This is a genomic window from Paenibacillus sp. RC73 (assembly GCF_044908085.1).
Taxonomy (GTDB): Bacteria; Bacillota; Bacilli; order Paenibacillales; family Paenibacillaceae; genus Paenibacillus; species Paenibacillus terrae_A.
Genome location: NZ_JBIYCV010000015.1, coordinates 24,566 through 42,906 on the forward strand (window position 1 = coordinate 24,566; position 18,341 = coordinate 42,906).

Genomic DNA, 18,341 nt, shown 5'->3' on the forward strand with positions numbered 1-18,341 from the left:
TACTGGCAGTCAGGAGGACAAAAGGACCATTTAACGTGCGCTTCCTCCGCTCATTGATCAAGTGAAACAATTTCTTCCGCCTCAGCCACCAAACGCTCACCTACAGAAGCCCGGCCGCTTCCGAGTATATAGCCCCGCCGACGCTTGTTGACTTGAAAATGGAGATCAATTCGGTCCCCTGGCTTCGCCAAGCTATGGAATCGAACTCCATTAAGGTTGGTCAGATATGAAATGCCTTTTTTGTCAATCGCAGCGAATGCCGCCAATTGTGCGAGCGACTCCACGATCAACATAGAAGGCATGTATGGATTAGCCTCTGTAATAAACCACTCACTCCAGGTGACAAGCTTGTACCCCTTCGCCCATTGCGATGTTTCGTACCCAGTCACGCCATCCAGCAGAAGAAACGGGTACCTGTGCGGAAGCACATCCGGGATATGGATTAGCTCTTTGCTCACAGGCTTATACCCCTTCCCACTTGCGAACAGCAAGACAGACGTTGTGCCCCCCGAAACCAAAGGAATTGCTAATCGCCGCACGGACCTCACGTTCCTGATATACATGCGGGACAAAATTCAGTTCAGGGGCTTCAGGGCTGTCGCAATTGAGTGTCGGTGGTACTTTGCTGTGGATCATGCTCTGTACAGTTGCAATTAATTCGACTGCCCCTGCGCCGCCCATTAAATGGCCTGTCATGGATTTAATAGACGATATCGCCAAATGGGGGGCATGCTCCCCGAATACCTTCTGAATGGCGTTGATCTCCATACGGTCGTTAAACGGCGTACTTGTACCATGGGCATTGACATAGTCGATTTCCTGCGGTGTCAAGCCACCATCCTGCAGTGCGATGCTGATCGCTTCTGCCGGACCGGAGCCCGAGGGATCTGGAGCCGTGATATGATACGCATCGGTTGTGCATCCGTAACCCGCAACCTCGGCCAAAATGGTGGCCCCCCGGTTCATGGCATGCTCCAGTTCCTCCAGTACCAAGACCCCTGCCCCTCCACCGATGACAAATCCATCGCGGTCCACATCAAACGGGCGACTGGCCTTCTGCGGCTCTTCATTGCGTCTGGAAAGAGCATGGATATTCGCAAAAGATGCCAAATCAAGCTGACTAAAATTGGCTTCTGCTCCCCCAGCGACCACGACATCTGCCGTGCCATACTGGATCGTACGTAATGCCTCACCGATAGCATTACTTCCAGTAGCACAAGCCGTAACCACGGCAAACGAAGGTCCCTTGGCTCCGATAGCAATGGAGATTTCACCAGGCGCTGAATTAATCATCATCGAGGAAACAAAATAAGGAGAAACCCTTTTGGGGCCAAGCTCTGTTAATTTCCTGTAGTTCTCCTCTATGACGTCGAGGCCTCCTGCTCCAGAGCCGACAATAACACCCACGCGGCCTGCATTCCGCTCGTCAATCACTAATTTCGATTGCTCGACTGCCTGACGGGCAGCCGCCAAGGCAAATTGGGTGAACTGTGCTACTTTATTAGCTTCCTTCTTGCTCATATATTGCAACGGATCAAAGCCCGTAACCTGTGCGCCAATCTTCGTCGGAATGTCCGCTGTATCAAAAACAGTGACAGGTCCGATACCGCTCTTTCCTTCCAACAGTGAATTCCAGAAATCTGTAAGATTAAGCCCAACCGGCGTTACGACTCCCTGTCCTGTCACCACAACACGTCTTCTCACTGTACCCACGTCCTTCGCTGAAATTAATTCTTGGAAGCCTGTTGCTCGTAGAGAGGAAAGTCGCCATACACATGACTGATTTTCTCATGCACATCCGCAAGATCAGCATATACCTCGACGACCACAAGCTTGTTCTCCTGATACTTTTGCCAAGCAAGCTGAAGCTGTTTCCGGGCCTCCCCCTTGCTCCGGATCGCAAGACTTTCCACAAACTCATACTGTGGAATTTGGATTCCTGTCTTGGCCGCCTCGGAAACAAATGGGAGGGACTGCCCTGAAAGGTGCTTATAGTTCATCTGATTTTGCAACCAACCATACCCGCCATTATTGAGCACGAGATAAATCAGCGGTATTTGATACTGCACAGCCGTCATAAAATCCGAACAGAAGAGATTGAACGCACCGTCCCCTACCAGTGCCACTACTGGACGTTCTGTTGCTAGGCTTGCTCCCAAAGCAGCAGCCGCACCGAATCCAAGGCTCGTTTGGTCACTGGGAACAATTGAAAGAGAACCTTGCATGAAGCAAAAATATGGATAAAAGTAAGACCACATATCCTGCAATCCATTTTCCTGAACAAGCACCATTTTTTCTGGAAAATCTGTCTGAATAATCTCCAGCAGCTCTGGAACGTGAATTCCAGGGGCCTTTTTCAGCTCCTCCAGATAAATGGCTCTATTAGAAAATGCCTTCTGCTTACACCTTCTGATCGTTTCAAGCCACGCTCCATCAGGTTTATGTCCGTACCGTTGAACCCACTGCTCTAATGCTGCATATCCATCTCCAAGCACTTTGACACCCCGGTATTCGTGTGCAAAATCCTCCAGCTCGACATTGACCTGAATTAAAGGTGTATCCTCTAGAAAAATATCCCACTCAAACGTAGCCGTTTCTTCCAATCGGCTGCCCAGCGCAATCACTACATCAGATTCCTTCCAGATTTGTCTCAGACTGAGATCCGTATAGAGCCCGGCCACCCCACAGAAAAGCTCGTTCTCTTCATCAACTGCGCTCCGTCCCGAGGCGGTTGCGAACAAGGCTGCTCCGCACAGATCAGCGAATATCCCGATTACATCATTTGTAACGGACTTCATCCCGCCTCCGACCAAAATGACAGGCCTGCGAGCAGTCTTGATAATCTCCCATGCCGCATCCAGCTCCCGAAGAGACGGAGAGCACGAAAGCTTTTCTGGCGGAATAAACTGAAGCCCTGTCGGCACAGGCTGGTCCATCAGGTTTTCGGGTAGTTCAATATAGACCGGACCTGGAGCCCCATTGATCGCCAAAAAAGCCGCTCGCTCCAGCGCCCATACAAGTCGATCCACATGCTCGACACGGTAAGCCCATTTTACGAGCGGCTTCACGAGTGAGATTTGATCTGCCTCCTGAAAGGATCGGGTACCCAGCTTGTCTCCTCCAGTGCCAAGCGCCAAAAGTAAAAGCGGAGCACCAAGGTTCTTCGCTTCCAGCAGCCCCGTAAGTGTATTACTGAGCGCAGGGCCTTTACCTACAACACATACGGACATCTGGTTGGTTGTGAGTGCATAGCCTGCTGCCATAAACACAGCATTACGCTGATCTTTGCACAGAATAAAATCCATACCCGACGAAGGGAGTGACGATACGATTTTGAGATCATCACTTGGTAATCCAAAGAGATGCCGAACTCCAGCCGATTTTAAGTAGCCAATGATGGCATCCCAGGGAAACAAGCTCGCAGTCATACCAAACTCCTCTTTTCCAACAAATATTCTGCGACAATTTCTGAAATTAAAATTGGCTTCGAAACGAGCTTAAAATCGTAAAAAATATAATTCGACATCGTGCCATAGCCACCAAAGGGCTTATTGCCCTGATCCACATCCTCAAGCGTCTCATTAATGGTCAGCGTGTGCTTCTTTCGCAGAACGTCCGTAAGGTGTTCAGACCCGTATAAGCTGCAGCCCATCGCACGTTCACTGAAATAGCTGGAGGAAATACGCTTGATTAGCTGCTCGTCGTCTCGGTAGCTAACCACGTTGAAGACCGGTGAGAAATACTCAATAATCTCCAAATCCTGATCTAGCTCGCTATATACAATCGTCGGCTCCATCTTTTTCGTACGGAAATCAATGCCACCGCCGTAAATAATAAACTTATCGTTCGTATTAAAATATTCCGAAACCGAATACAGCGTGTCTTTATAGAAAATAGGGGAATAGCTCGCGTTCGGATCATTGTTGGCTCCAAACACCAGTTGGTCAAGCCGCTCAATTAGCAAGTTTTTAAAATTCTCCGTCACATCTTGATGCACCAGAATGATGTCGGGTCCCAGGCAGTCCTGTCCAGAATTGAACAATCTCATTCGGATCACATCGGTAACCGCCAGCTCCAGATCGGCATCAGGTCCAATGATGAAAGGATTTATCCCTTGTCCGTAAAAGATGTAGAGCTGTTCTTTTCGAATCTGTTTTTTGATTTTCTCCGCATTGGTATAGCTACCCGTGAACACCACAATATCAGCTGGCAAAACAGAATTTTCCATGAAAACTCTCTGGCTAACCTTACGAATATAGATGGGTAATCCATGTACAGCCTGGAGCTTTTCATGCAGCATGTTGACGTACTCGTTTACGTGAGAAGAAGGACGAAAGTCTATATTCTCAACGTAAAGGGACGGAATCAAGAGGTATAATGCATAGGAATACAAAACGACGTTGGAAGGCATAAATACAGCCATAGATCGTTGCAGGCTTGGCTGATAGGTCTGCACTTCTTGTAAAGCACCTTGAAGTGTGAGGATGGTGGAATCAATTTCTGCATTGGCGGCCCGATAGGATGAAAATTGGGTGAGAATATCCATCACTTCCTGCCGATGCTCAATCAAATAATTAAGGCACTTCAGAATTGCTTCATGCCTTTCCAAAAAAAGCGTGTTTTTTGCCAGTTCCGGATTCATACTCATGGTGCAATCTCCCTTTCCTATATGCAGTTTTTGGTAAATATTTTGTTTCTTCAACACTTACACTTTGCGAGAAGCAGCTTTCTCCAGGGCAATGTGCTCCATCTCCAGCCGATCTACTTTTCCATTGCGATTTAAAGGAAAATGGGCGAGCGGAAGCAAAAGATCGGGAAACATGTATGAAGGAAGTACCCGATTCATCTCTTTGCGGAGTACAGACAAAGCCTGCGAGGATTCGCTTTCGATGAATGCAACAAGCAATGTTCCTTTCGCCTCGTCCTCCAAGGTAATCACGCAGGATCGGTAACCTAGCGAACCAATCCGATCCTCGATATAGACCGGAGATACCATATAGCCCATCCGGTTGACCGTCTTACCGCTGCGACCAATGACATACAGCATTTCGTCATCCAGGTAGCCCAGATCGCCCGTCTTGAACCAACCGTCCTGAAGAACCGACTGCGTCAGGTCTGGACGATTCAGGTAGCCTTCCATGCATCCGGCACTGCGTATCCACACTTCGCCTACGATGCCGTCCGCCTGCTGCTCGCCAGCAGCATCTAGTATTTTCAGATCCACACCCGGCAACGGCTTGCCACAACCTTGTGGACACTCCAGCGTCCCCAGCGTAACGTTGCCCAATTCAGAAAGACCGTAACCATTCAGCAAGGGCTGTCCAAATATGTTGTTAAATTTCTCTTCGAGGTCTTGGGTAAGTGGAGAACCGCCTACGCACCACATGCGCACCGGAGATTCCTTGACCATTTCCAGTTGTTCGGGTTTTCGGTTTAGCATACGCAACAAGGTGTAAAAAGCCGAGGGGTTAGCGTCTACGACCGTCGCCCGGTCCTTCGTAATACTTGCAATGACGCTCCAGAGGTTTTTAGGATTGCAAATGATGAGAGAACATGAGGTTAACCACCAGGAGAAGATGAGTGAAATACCATAGAAGTGAGAAAACGGTACAACGGGGAGCATATGGTCAGACGGCAGGTAGTTCATGGCGTGTATAGAATGCCTGATATTGTTCATGAAGGCTGATCCAGCTTTCACGATTCCCTTGGGTTTTCCCGTCGTACCTGAAGAATACAGAATGAGAGCATCCGATCTCTCGCACCACTTGTTAAAGTCGATGCCTTGGATCTCCGGCTCTCCAACCCAATGTGGGTGTACTGTTTCTTCTTGGATTAGATCTTGAATCAGAATAACAGAAGCATGAGAAAGTCCTGGATCGCAATCGGTCAGGATACAGCAGGCACCCGCTTCGTCGTAAATTTGAGCTATTTCATCAAGCACAGTCTGCTCGTCCACTACAGTCACCGAAACAGCAATGTTGCACAGGGAGAACAGACACACAACAAAATAATAAGAATTGGCCGCTTTCAGAATCACTCTGCCTTCTTCAGGAATTCCTCGGAGAGCCAACATACGGGAGAAGATCGTAACATCCCGCTCCAGACGCTCCCTTGTCATAATCCCTTCAGGTGAGATAATACGGCAATCCGTATGCGTAACAAGCACAGCGTTCCCTCCTTACATCCCCGTAATATGGTATCCTGCATCAACATGGATAACTTCTCCCGTAATGCCTCTCGATAAATGGGAAAATAGGAATAACGCGGTATCTCCAACTTCGGACGTGTCAACCGTCTTGCGTAGGGGCGTCGTCTCTTCAATATGCTTTAGCATCGTGCTAAAATCCTTAATCCCATATGCGGCCAAAGTCCGTATGGGACCAGCCGAAATCGCATTGACACGAATACCATAAGTACCCAGATCGTTCGACAGATAGCGCATGCTTGCTTCCAGTGAAGCCTTCGCCACACCCATAACGTTGTAATTCTTGATCGCTCGTTCTGCGCCAATATACGTCATGGTGACGATACTTCCACCCTCCGTCATCAGCGGGTAAATTCGTCGGGAAACAGCAGCCAAAGAATAGGCACTGATTTCTTGAGCAATGGCGAATCCCTCGCGAGAAGTGTCGACGAACAGGCCGTCCAAATCCTCAGCCTTAGCATAGGCAACACTGTGAAAATAACCATGCAGGACGCCTACTTTCTCCTTTAGAAAATCCGCCAGTGCATCCAATTCTTCATTGCTTTGTACATTACAGGGACAGACAATGGACCCCGGAATCGTTTCAACGAGCTTTAGCACCCGATCTGCGACCCTCTCATTTTCGTAAGTAAAAATGAGCCTTGCTCCTTCAGCAGCTAAAGATTGGGCTGTCCCCCAGGCAATACTCCTGTTATTAGCCACGCCCATAATCAAAATGTTCTTACTACTCAGCAGTGCTGCCACAGAAACCACCTTTCTTATTTACATTTTTCTACAAAAAAACAACTTAATTTCGTATGTCTACATATATAGACATATGTAATCTTTTCTGGAATATTATCATGTTAGTTGCCAAAGTTAAACAGGCCACGTTTTACGCAGATTCAAGAATTCATCTAAAATTCATAAATATTTACAAGACATAAAGTCATCTCATTACTCTCCTTCTTAAAAAGGTCAGGAGAACACATGATGCATGCTGTCTATCAGCTCACGAAAAAATAATCTGAACTGCTTCTGTTGGTCTGTGTTCAAATCGGAAGGAATCCATACGAATGAAAAGGTAGAGAGGCAAAAATGAGGTGACTGTCAAAGCGAGAGTAGTATAAAAACTCAGCAAACCACCGGAAGTGACAACTTCATTTTTTACCATCAATGTCCCTTCCGATTTGAACATCCTGATTGGTCGGTCTTATTTCATCCGAGTGTGCTGAGGGCTACGCCTTATTTTTCTTTGGAGCCAAAGTATAGCTAAAGGAAACAATAAAATCGATTACCAGAACAATTGCCCATGTGCTCATAATGCCTTCCAAGGAAACCGTACGCTGTGGATCATCTACATACACAATGATGGCGAGCAGCAGCGCGTTACCGATGACCCAGCCCAACAGGTGAAGCAACCACCCCGTCCGTTCCTCTTTTGCATGAGCAGCGCCATATTTGCGTTCGGGCTTCGGCCCCTTGCCAAACCAATGAGAGAACCGCACATCTGCCCATTTAATTAACCTATGACCAAATGCCACCGTAATGCCAAGATAGCAAGCCGCCAGGCCAGTAGCGGTCGTAATCTCCATGCCACTGCTCACCGTGATAAACACCGCAATCAGTAACAGGACATCAATAATAGGAGTACACAGTAAAAGAAGACCGCCTAATTTCTTTAAGCCAAACATATATCTTGCGATCAACCCTGCAACAACAAAAACCCAGAATAAAACTTCAGCACTAATAATAAATAAATACATAATAGATAATTCCTTTCAAATTGAAATTGGTATTCCCCTCAGCTATCCCCCTTTCATGCCCACTATCATACAATATTATACATAATATTCCTAGTATCTTGTCTATAATTACATAAAAGGAAACAAATAGCCTTTTTTCTACAAAAAAATAGTCTCTGTCAAGCCCATTGTGCCTCATTTTCTCAAATTGGATACTTTTCATGATATGCTGCACATTAGACGATGATGATGTAAAATGAAAAAAGATGCACCCGTGTCAATCAGCACGGGTGCATCTTTTTATACTATTGAGCTATCCAATTACGATATGCCCTTCGGGACGACGGTATAGCGTCTTGGTGGAGCGTGGACGAATGGCATAAGCGATCGTAAGCGGCCCAATTCTGCCAATGAACATGGTTACACACATGATCAGCTTACCCGCGTCAGACAGTCCCGGGGTCACACCTACGGATAGACCAACCGTTCCGATCGCGGAAGCAGCCTCAAACGCAAGTGAGAGAAAAGGTGCCTCCTCTGTCATTAAGAGCAGCATGACCACAATGGAGAAGATAAATAGAGCCAATACAATAATGGTCAGCGCACGCATCATGATATCTTTGGGAACCCGGTGGCGAAAGAACACTATTTCCTTCTGTCCCCGCATGACGGCAATTAGAGCGCCAACCATCAGCAGGAACGTAGTCGTTTTGATTCCTCCCCCGGTAGAGCCTGGAGAAGCACCGATAATCATCAGCAACATGATAAAAAACTGGCTTGCCTGCCTCAACCCGCTGATATCTACTGTGCTGGTACCCGAAGATCGCGTGGAAACGGATTGAAAGACCGATGCGTACACTTTGCCTTCCCAGTTCAGCGAGCCCAGGGTTCGTGCATTGGTAAACTCAAAAATAAATATGACCAGTGCCCCAATCACAATAAGCGCACCCGACACACTTAACACCATTTTGGAGTGAAGACTCAGTCTCCGGGTGCGGCGAAAATCGAACAGATCACTTAGTACAAGAAAGCCCAATCCCCCTGAAATGACAAGCACAGATGCAATTATATTGAACACAAAATCTCCGGCATACCGTTGGAAGCTGCTTCCGAACAGGTCAAATCCCCCGTTATTAAAAAGAGATACCGAATGGAATATTCCGTAGTATATCGCTTGTCCGACGGGCATCTCCCTCATCCACCGCAAAGCCATGACTACGGCAGCTATCGCCTCAATGGTAAAAGAAAAAATCAGCACCTTGCGAATAATGCGCACAATTCCTTCCATGCTATCGGCATTAATCGCTTCCTTTAGCAACAGCCGATCCTTCAACGATAGCCGTCGCCCCAGCAGCAATGCAAACAAGGTCGCCAGGGTCATAAAACCCAGACCGCCCAACTGCATCAGTACCATGATGACCGTTTCTCCAAACATCGTATAAGTTGAATTAACGTCTACTACGACTAATCCCGTGACACAAGCAGCGGACACGGACGTAAACAGTGAATCAATCCAATGTGGAGCATGTCCACTATGATTGGAAATAGGAAGCATCAGCAGCAAAGTGCCCAATGCAATAATCAGCAAGTATCCGATGACCAATATAAAAGGAGGCGACGACGCAAACCGGGCAAGCTTGACGCTGCGTTTCATTAGAAGTCTTCTCTCCATCCGTTCTTATGAAAAAGAGGAACAAGACACGGGAAGCCCGGCTGATCCTCTATATTCATAATGTTATGTTATTCTACCGTACGGTTACGCATATGCGGGAAAAGCAGCACATCGCGAATGGAAGGAGCATCCGTCAGCAACATGACCAAGCGGTCGATGCCGATGCCCAGTCCGCCTGTTGGCGGCATACCGTATTCCAAGGCACGGATAAAATCATCATCCATTTCATGAGCCTCGTCATTGCCATGCTCACGTTCCAGCAATTGTGCTTCAAAACGCTGGCGTTGGTCAATCGGATCATTCAGCTCGGTGAATGCGTTGGCATGCTCACGAGCTACAACAAACAACTCGAAGCGATCCGTAAAGCGTGGATCTTGCTCGTTTCTCTTCGCCAGTGGCGAGATTTCAACCGGATGCCCCATAATAAAGGTCGGTTGAATGAGTGTTTCCTCTACGAATTGTTCGAAGAAGGCATTCAGGATATGTCCAAAGGTCATATGCGGCTCTACTGGCACTTTATGCTCTTTCGCAAGGCGATGAGCTTCTTCATTGCTCAATTGCGCTCCAAAATCCACGCCTGTTACTTCTTTAACAGCATCGACCATAGATACTCTGCGCCATTGCGGCGTCAGATCCACTTCCTGGCCCTGATAATGAATGCGCTGTGTACCCAGCACTTCTTGCGCAATGTGAGCCACCATGTTTTCCGTCAATTGCATGATATCCTGGTAGTCAGCATACGCCTCATACAGCTCAATCATCGTGAACTCAGGGTTATGACGAGTGGAAATACCTTCATTACGGTAAACGCGACCGATCTCATATACTTTCTCCAATCCGCCGACAATCAGTCGTTTCAGATGAAGTTCAATGGCAATACGCATATATAGCTGCATGTCCAATGCATTATGATGTGTAATAAACGGCTTGGCCGCCGCCCCGCCTGCGATGGAATGCAGTGTTGGGGTTTCAACCTCCAAATAACCGAGCGAGTCCAGATAACGGCGCATGGATTGAATAATACGGGAACGCGTAATGAACGTTTTTTGTACTTCCGGGTTCATAACTAGATCGACGTAGCGTTGACGGTAGCGCAGCTCAACATCCTTCAGACCATGATATTTTTCCGGCAACGGGTACAACGATTTGGACAATACCTCAAGGTCCAGCACCTTAATGGTGGTTTCCCCTGTTTTGGTCTTGAACAGCACGCCTTTAATTCCCACAATGTCGCCCAGATCCAAAATACCAAAGGCTTTGTATTTAGCTTCCGGCACGGTATCTTGACGAACATAGATTTGAATACGTCCACTGAGATCCTGTACATGGGCAAAGCTGGCTTTCCCCATAACCCGTTTGGCCATAATACGGCCTGCAATGCTAATTTCAATATTCTTTTCTTCCAGTTCTTCCTTGGTCAGACTGTCATACTTGCTTAGCAGTACACCTGCCTCAGCTGTGCGTATGTATTTACGACCAAAAGGATCAATGCCCAACGAGCGAAGCTCGTCCAATTTGGCGCGGCGAATTTGCAACAGTTCGCTTAGTTCCTCACGATTTTCTTGAGGTTCCTGGTTAGTAGTTTCATCCGACATGGTGCTAAATCAGCTCCTTCAATATGAATAGACGGGCCGGGGTCCGTCCGGGTGTAGAGAAAAAAAGCTTCCCCAAGGAAGCTTTTACATTCAATTCCAAAGTTTGTGTCTTATTTTTTGATATCCACGATTTTATATTGTATAACACCTGCTGGAACGGTGACATCCACAACAGTTCCTTTTTTCTTACCGAGCATTGCCTTGCCAAGCGGACTTTCATTGGAGATTTTATTCTGGAGCGGGTCCGATTCAGCTGAACCTACGATCGCATACTCTGTAACATCTCCGATTTCCATATCCTCAACGGTCACGGTTGCGCCTACTCCCACAACATCGGTTTCAATTTCATCACTATTGATAATGCGGGCATTGCGTAGCATTTTTTCCAGTGTAATGACACGGCCTTCAATGAAAGCCTGCTCATTCTTCGCATCCTCATACTCGGAGTTTTCACTGATATCCCCGTATCCGATAGCTACCTTAATCCGTTCCGCCACTTCACGGCGTTTGACAGACTTCAAGTTCTCAAGCTCATCTTCGAGCTTTCTAAGACCTTCCTGTGTCAGAATGACTTCTTTATCGCTCATCTTAACCGATTCTCCTGTCATGGGAAAAGTTTAAAAGTGCATCGGAATGCACGCTTTCAAAACATAATATGCCACTCTGAGGGAATGAGAACATTTCCTGCTGTTGTCTTGAGAGCTGCATACAATTTGTAGCATACATCAAGATTTTATACTGAACGATTATAGGGCAAGTAATTGGAAAAGTCAATCACATACAAAGGCAGAAAACAGCTTCCTTATTGCGCAACGGCGGCAGGAGACACAGCCTCTGTGGAATGTTCATCATTTTCTACCGTGTGCAGTCCGGATACAAAGCCATCCAAAATACGTACCATATCATCACGTTTCGTTTCTTCCATAACAACGTCCTTAATGCGTGCAGAGCCTCTGAGTCCTTTGAGGTACCAGGCCAGATGCTTACGCATTTCGCGGACAGCCACAGCTTCACCCTTCAATGCCACCAGACGATCCATATGCAGAATGGCAATGCGGATTTTTTCTTCCGGTGAAGGATCAGGCAAAAGCTCACCTGTCTGCAAATACTCAATCGTACGGTACAGCATCCAAGGATTACCCAGAGCGCCGCGTCCGATCATAACACCGTCACAGTTGGTCAAATCCAGCATCCGGCGGGCATCTTCCGGTGATGCCACGTCTCCATTTCCAATTACAGGTATGGAAACTGCTTCTTTAACTTCTTTTATAATATCCCAGTTCGCATGTCCCGTATACAATTGCTCCCGTGTACGACCATGTACGCTGACAGCCTGACCTCCGGCGCGTTCTACGGCACGGGCGTTCTCTACGGCATAAATATGCTCGCTATCCCAACCAATACGCATTTTCACGGTAACAGGCTTGCTCACGGATTCCACTACAGCGGATACCATTTCATAAATTTTATTGGGATCGAGCAGCCAACGAGCACCCGCATCACATTTGGTTACCTTGGGAACCGGGCAGCCCATATTGATGTCAATAATATCTGCGTTCGTCTCCTGATCCACGACCTTAGCCGCTTCCACCAAAGATTCACGGTCTCCCCCGAAAATTTGCAGACTAAGCGGTTTCTCGCGATCATCTACGAACAGCATCTCACGCGTGCGCTTGTTACCGTGAATGATCGCCTTATCACTAACCATTTCTGCGCATACCAAGCCTGTGCCAAATTCTTTGGCAATCAGGCGAAAAGCAGGGTTACACACGCCCGCCATCGGAGCCAGGACGACCTGGTTTTTCATTTCAATACCGCCGATTTTCAACATATCTGTTCACTCCTTTATTCCTTCTTTTATATCGTACACTTATCGTCATTCCGTCAGTTCCCGGACTTCAATTTCTAGCGTTTGGGCAATAATGTCCAACATGTCAGGCTCTACTGTTCGGTTGCCCCGTTCCACAGCACCCAGTACGGCCAAGGATATGCCGGTTCGCTCAGCCAACTCCTGCTGCGTGAATCCTTTTAGCTTCCGAAAGGCGCGAAGCCGTTGCGCCAGCTGCTTGTTTTCCAAAACTGTATGCCGTCCTTTCCATCCAATGATTTCAATGCAGTATGCACGATACTGTACAGACCGGATGGATCTTGGTTCGGAACGATGTCAGCTAATGGCACAAGCACAAAAGCACGCTCCAGCATACGGGGATGAGGAAGCTCCAAATCCGGTGTAGCCAGCTGCACCGCTTCCATCCATAACAAATCCAGATCAATGGTGCGCGGACCGTTAGGAATATGTCTTACTCTGCCCAAATGACTCTCTACCTCCAGCATGAAGGCCAGAAGCTCCTCTGGAGCAAGTGTTGTGGATATGGCTACTGTCATATTCAAAAAAGAAGGCTGATCCAGATACCCGACAGGCTCTGTTTCGTACAGGCTGGAGCAACGCAGCACCCGTATACCCGGATGTTCGTCCAGCGCCGTGATGGCTTCATACAGGGTATGCTCACGATCCCCCAAATTAGCCCCTAAAGCAATATAAGCCTCTGATGCCTCAGAGGTCGAATGTGCGTTCATGTACCGTTCCTACTTTCTTGCGCGATAAAGCTCAACCGTCACGCCCTCAAAATGAATATCGAACGGCGGATGCGGCTTCGTGACTTTGACAGTCAGTGCATTGACACTAGTATAAGTGTCCAGTAAGGAAGATGCAATACGTTCGCCCAAAGCTTCAATCAATTGGTAAGATTCCTTTTCTACAATATCTTTAACGGTGTAATGCACCTCAGCGTAATTAACCGTTTTGTCCAATGCGTCTTGCTCGCCCGCCTCACGCAGATCAAGCTCCAGTTCCAAATCAATGTAGAAACGCTGTCCCAGCTTACGTTCTTCAGGAAAAACGCCATGATATCCGTAATACTCCATGCGATGTAAAACCATTTTATCCATCGTGGTAGTCCCCCTGTTTTTTTATTTCAATTTTTTCTCTAAAATGCAGTGACTTTATGGTGCGTTGTAGCGGAATGAAGGATTTGAATCCGAAGAAGCGTAGCGTTCGCCTTTGCAACGGGATTCTTACAGCCAAATGTTTTACCAATTCAAAGAATCCCGTTGCAACAGCGATCGCAGGATCAAATCATTCATGCAGCGTCTTCTAACCATCATAACTCAGTGCATTTTTAGACCCGTACACCATCGCATCACACATCCTCACCGTGCGTTTGATTTGCGCAACATCATGTACACGCACTATCTGACAGCCTTGGGCAATGCCAAAGGCGACCGTAGCCGCTGTGCCCTCAACCACATCATCTACAGGCAAATCCAGCGCTGTACGGATAAATCTTTTGCGTGATGTCGCCAGCAACAGCGGGTAGCCCAACTGACTTAGTGTATCCAGAGAAGTCATAGCATAGATATTTTCGTCGTAATCTTTGGCAAACCCGATGCCCGGATCTAAAATAATCTGTTCCGCACGTACACCTGCATCCAGCGCCAATCCGATACTTTCTTTTAAATCATTAATCATATCCGGTATAAAATCGCTATAGTTACGGTCATGACGATTATGCATTAAAATGACTGGACAATCGAATTGTGAAGCTACACGTGCCATGTCAGGGTCTGCCTTAAACCCCCACACATCATTGATGATATGCGCACCTGCTTCAAGCGCCTTCCGGGCTACTTCAGCTTTGTAAGTATCCACGGATAATGGAATGTGTGGAGCAATACGGTGGATAGCCTGTACTACCGGAATAACACGGGCCAGCTCTTCTTCCACACCTACCGGATCATGCCCCGGCCGGGTGGACTCGCCGCCAATATCAATAATATCGGCTCCATCCTCCACCAGCTTCAAGGCATGTAAAACGGCAATCTCCAGACTATTGTGCAATCCGCCATCGGAAAATGAATCCGGGGTCACGTTCAGTATACCCATCACCTGTGTGGAATCTCCGAGCGTAAGCTCGGCCTCGCCCATCTGATAGCTTCGTCGGTAAAAGGTCGGTATATTCAATTCATCCCTGCTTTCTCTCTGTAATCGTGTATCAGCAGAGCGGTTATGGAACCAGCCTGTTTCCAGGCATCGGATAACCGGTGCGTCGTTCCATCCAGCTCCAGCAGTAGGTTCACAGGCCGGATTTCCTGTATGGAATTCGTCATAAATATTTCATCAGCCAGCCGCAGCTCGTCCCAACGGTATAGACCCTGCTCACAGTGGATGCCTCTCGCTTGCGCCAGCTCCACAATAAGTCCACGTGTAATACCTGGCAGGATACCTGTAGACAGCTCCGGGGTGTACAGCGTATCATTTCGTACAAAAAACAGGTTGCTGACCATGCCTTCTGCCAAGAAACCGTCTGCCGTAAGCATCATCCCTTCAGCCCTATGCTGGACGGCAGCGGCGTACTGCTGAAGCTCCCGCTTGGCGAGAATGTTATTCATATAATGGAGCGACTTTAAACGAATCTCACCCTCGGGCGTGTTTCTTGGCGTTCGCAACAACTGAAGCGCCGACGCGACAGTTGTTCCCACGGTTTCTGTATGGGTAGCGGGTAACGGCTTGGCGAACAATATATGGTTAGGCCGTGTATAGTCACCAGACGGCAACCCAAGTACCTCTTCGCCCGCCGACACGGTGTAACGGATATATGCTTCGTTCAGACTATTCGCGGCCATCAGACTTTGGACATGCGCGGTAAGCTGGCCCTTGTCCGGTTGAAAAGGAATGCCCAGCATCTGGCAGCCCTCTGCCAGTCTGTTCAAATGACGATCGAGCAGAAACGGAACTCCCTTGTAGGTACGGAAGGTCTCAAACAGGCCCATTCCGTACAAAAAGCCGTGATCACTTACGTGAATCACGGCATCTGCGGCTTCCGTGAGGACGCCATTGACTCCGATGTATTTCATCAATCAGACGCCTACCTTGCGTTTTAGGAAATTGCGTAACAGCTGATGCCCGTGGTCCGTAATGATGGACTCAGGATGGAACTGAACTCCTTCCACGGCAAACTCTTTATGCCGTAAGCCCATAATTTCACCTTCCGCAGTTTCAGCGGTAATTTCCAGACATTCAGGCAGGCTCTCGCGCTCCACCAGCAAAGAATGATACCGGGTCGCTGTGAACGGGGAAGGCAAGCCTTCAAATACCGATGTATTATGGTGGAGAATCGGTGAGGTTTTGCCGTGCATGAGTCGTTCAGCCCGGATGACATTCCCCCCAAACGCCTGTCCGATGGCCTGGTGACCCAGACAAACGCCGAAGATCGGAATCAGCCCTTTAAAGTGGCTAATCACATCCAGCGATATTCCCGCCTCATTCGGCGTGCATGGACCCGGTGAAATCAGAATATGCTCCGGCGCCAACTCTTCTATGCCTTTCAGATCAATCTCATCGTTCCGTCTTACGGTTACTTCCTCGCCTAGCTCACCCAAATACTGAACAAGATTGTACGTAAACGAATCATAGTTATCAATCACCAAAATCATACGACTCACCCTCCTGTGATACCGCTTTTGCTCAAAGCGGCTTCTTCTTCACCACATTGTACTGCCTTCATGACGGCTCTTGCCTTATTTCGGCACTCGCGATATTCCCTGTACGGGTCTGAGTCAATGACAATGCCTGCACCTGCCTGTAAATAGGCCGTGCTACCTTTGACAGCTAGTGTTCTTATTATAATATTTAATTCCATATTGCCGTTATAGTCAATCCACCCCATGGACCCTGTATAAGGACCACGCCGGACAGGCTCTAATTCTTCAATGATTTCCATAGTGCGCACCTTGGGCGCTCCGGTAATGGTTCCCCCAGGAAAAGTGGCGGCGATCACATCTAAAGCGGTACGACCCGCAGCCAGCTTACCCTCTACTTGAGAAACGAGATGCATCACGTGCGAATAATACTCCACTGTCAGCAGCTCTGGCACATGCACCGTTCCGTATTCAGCAATCCGTCCGATATCATTGCGTTCCAGATCGACGAGCATGATATGCTCGGCGCGCTCTTTTTCGCTCGATAGCAGCTCGGCAGCCATGGCAGTATCCTCTTCCGGTGTGAGTCCTCGCCTTCTCGTACCTGCAATGGGACGTGCGCTGACGCGTCCATCCTCCAGCTTTACCAGTAATTCCGGCGAACCGCTGACGATTCGTAAATCCGGCATCCGCAGCAGGCCCATGTAAGGGGAAGGGTTCAGCAGGCGAAGCCACTCATAGATATCCTCAGGCTGGGCTGCCAGCGTACGTTGCTGACGAATCGACAGGTTCACCTGAAACACGTCACCTTGTGCAATGTATTCCTGCACGCGCTTTACGGCGTGTTCAAAATCCTGTTGGTTGAAAGCTGCTTTCCAGCCTTCTGCTTCATGATGAGCAACGAACAGCTCTTCTTCGGCAAGCCTTGCGCAACGGCGAATATAAGCAGGGTCAGATGCTCCGGCTTGTATGATGTTTTCCCACTGGGTCAGCATACGTTCTGCACGCTGGACAGCTTCTGCGTAATATTCGGAAAGTATGGCTTTCTGCTGATCCAAAGCGACATCATCGACACTGGCGGTGTTACTACTGACGGTATCCAGGTGAACAGGTGTGGGCGTATGAACAGTGCAATAAATACGGCCTTCCTCATGATCATAGATCCATAGCTCGTTCACTTGCATCCATACATAGTCCGGTATGCCTGTATCGTCTGCTGCCTGTATCGGTAGACGCTCCAGTGAGCGAGCTACATCGTAGCCGAAATAACCGGCAAAGCCTCCAGTGAAAAAAGAGATGCCCGGTACGCGCGGCGAACGGTAGGGAGCGATCCAGTCGTTCATGGCTATCAGGGGCTGTCCGTGTATAAGATCACGCTTGCCGCTTTTTAGATCGGTCCAGACTGCCTGTTCCCCTTTACCTTCCAATATAGCAACCGGATTTAAGCCCAGATAGGTGTATCTCCCGCCTTTAGCGCTCTCCAGTAAAAAGGCATATGGGGACGAATCCTCCCATGCCTTCTGCCATGATAAGGGTAAACCGTCCGCAGGTAACTGATACTCAGCGATATATGGGAGCATACTCCATCCTTCCTTCTGCCAAGCCTGCCACTGTGCCTCCGATACTCTAGCTGTCGATTTCATGCGTGTGTGCTTCCCCTTCCCCTA

Annotated in this window: 18 protein-coding genes; all 18 read right to left on the minus strand. The window is 48.2% G+C overall.

Features of this window, described 5'->3' with window-relative positions; genetic code table 11:
* Positions 1 to 50 precede the first annotated feature (50 nt).
* On the minus strand, positions 51 to 458 hold the full coding sequence (locus ABH897_RS24575) for a 3-hydroxyacyl-ACP dehydratase FabZ family protein (RefSeq protein ID WP_404521325.1): 408 nt from the start codon (positions 456 to 458) through the stop codon (positions 51 to 53).
* 4 nt (positions 459 to 462) lie between these two features.
* The gene (gene fabF, locus ABH897_RS24580; protein WP_283654084.1) at positions 463 to 1,704 is read right to left on the minus strand and encodes a beta-ketoacyl-ACP synthase II; all 1,242 of its coding nucleotides are present in this window, start codon (positions 1,702 to 1,704) and stop codon (positions 463 to 465) included.
* Between the two features lie 23 nt (positions 1,705 to 1,727).
* The gene (locus ABH897_RS24585; RefSeq protein WP_283654083.1) at positions 1,728 to 3,428 is read right to left on the minus strand and encodes a thiamine pyrophosphate-binding protein; all 1,701 of its coding nucleotides are present in this window, start codon (positions 3,426 to 3,428) and stop codon (positions 1,728 to 1,730) included.
* On the minus strand, positions 3,425 to 4,648 hold the full coding sequence (locus ABH897_RS24590; protein WP_404581383.1) for an aldehyde dehydrogenase family protein: 1,224 nt from the start codon (positions 4,646 to 4,648) through the stop codon (positions 3,425 to 3,427). The genes ABH897_RS24585 and ABH897_RS24590 overlap by 4 nt, the downstream gene beginning before the upstream one ends.
* Before the next feature lie 57 nt (positions 4,649 to 4,705).
* Positions 4,706 to 6,166 (minus strand): class I adenylate-forming enzyme family protein, encoded by a 1,461-nt coding sequence (locus ABH897_RS24595; protein ID WP_283654081.1) that lies wholly within the window; start codon positions 6,164 to 6,166, stop codon positions 4,706 to 4,708.
* 12 nt (positions 6,167 to 6,178) lie between these two features.
* Positions 6,179 to 6,949, minus strand: a complete 771-nt coding sequence (locus ABH897_RS24600; RefSeq protein ID WP_283654080.1) for an enoyl-ACP reductase FabI — start codon at positions 6,947 to 6,949, stop codon at positions 6,179 to 6,181.
* A 473-nt stretch (positions 6,950 to 7,422) separates the two neighbouring features.
* Positions 7,423 to 7,950 (minus strand): hypothetical protein, encoded by a 528-nt coding sequence (locus tag ABH897_RS24605; protein ID WP_342416170.1) that lies wholly within the window; start codon positions 7,948 to 7,950, stop codon positions 7,423 to 7,425.
* Positions 7,951 to 8,242: 292 nt separating this feature from the next.
* Positions 8,243 to 9,583 (minus strand): TrkH family potassium uptake protein, encoded by a 1,341-nt coding sequence (locus ABH897_RS24610; protein WP_283654078.1) that lies wholly within the window; start codon positions 9,581 to 9,583, stop codon positions 8,243 to 8,245.
* Between the two features lie 86 nt (positions 9,584 to 9,669).
* Positions 9,670 to 11,196 carry a lysine--tRNA ligase gene (lysS, locus tag ABH897_RS24615; RefSeq protein ID WP_283654077.1) on the minus strand — a complete coding sequence of 509 codons (1,527 nt, stop codon included), beginning with the start codon at positions 11,194 to 11,196 and terminating at the stop codon, positions 9,670 to 9,672.
* A 110-nt stretch (positions 11,197 to 11,306) separates the two neighbouring features.
* Entirely contained in the window at positions 11,307 to 11,783 is a 477-nt protein-coding gene (gene greA / locus ABH897_RS24620; protein ID WP_283654076.1) for a transcription elongation factor GreA, read from the minus strand.
* A 215-nt stretch (positions 11,784 to 11,998) separates the two neighbouring features.
* Positions 11,999 to 13,027 (minus strand): tRNA dihydrouridine synthase DusB, encoded by a 1,029-nt coding sequence (gene dusB / locus ABH897_RS24625; protein WP_283654075.1) that lies wholly within the window; start codon positions 13,025 to 13,027, stop codon positions 11,999 to 12,001.
* A 45-nt stretch (positions 13,028 to 13,072) separates the two neighbouring features.
* Positions 13,073 to 13,273, minus strand: coding sequence for a helix-turn-helix domain-containing protein (locus ABH897_RS24630; RefSeq protein ID WP_283654074.1), 201 nt, complete (start codon positions 13,271 to 13,273; stop codon positions 13,073 to 13,075).
* Positions 13,225 to 13,773 (minus strand): 2-amino-4-hydroxy-6-hydroxymethyldihydropteridine diphosphokinase, encoded by a 549-nt coding sequence (gene folK / locus ABH897_RS24635; RefSeq protein WP_283654073.1) that lies wholly within the window; start codon positions 13,771 to 13,773, stop codon positions 13,225 to 13,227. Before folK ends, ABH897_RS24630 begins: the two co-directional genes overlap by 49 nt.
* Before the next feature lie 9 nt (positions 13,774 to 13,782).
* On the minus strand, positions 13,783 to 14,145 hold the full coding sequence (gene folB, locus ABH897_RS24640) for a dihydroneopterin aldolase (protein ID WP_007428051.1): 363 nt from the start codon (positions 14,143 to 14,145) through the stop codon (positions 13,783 to 13,785).
* Positions 14,146 to 14,350: 205 nt separating this feature from the next.
* Entirely contained in the window at positions 14,351 to 15,217 is an 867-nt protein-coding gene (folP, locus tag ABH897_RS24645; RefSeq protein WP_404592842.1) for a dihydropteroate synthase, read from the minus strand.
* Positions 15,214 to 16,110 (minus strand): aminotransferase class IV, encoded by an 897-nt coding sequence (locus ABH897_RS24650; RefSeq protein WP_342416164.1) that lies wholly within the window; start codon positions 16,108 to 16,110, stop codon positions 15,214 to 15,216. Before ABH897_RS24650 ends, folP begins: the two co-directional genes overlap by 4 nt.
* A 3-nt stretch (positions 16,111 to 16,113) precedes the next feature.
* Positions 16,114 to 16,689: an aminodeoxychorismate/anthranilate synthase component II gene (gene pabA / locus ABH897_RS24655; protein WP_404592843.1), complete on the minus strand. Its 576-nt coding sequence runs from the start codon at positions 16,687 to 16,689 to the stop codon at positions 16,114 to 16,116.
* Positions 16,690 to 16,694: 5 nt separating this feature from the next.
* Positions 16,695 to 18,317, minus strand: a complete 1,623-nt coding sequence (locus tag ABH897_RS24660) for an anthranilate synthase component I family protein (protein WP_404592844.1) — start codon at positions 18,315 to 18,317, stop codon at positions 16,695 to 16,697.
* Positions 18,318 to 18,341 lie beyond the last annotated feature (24 nt).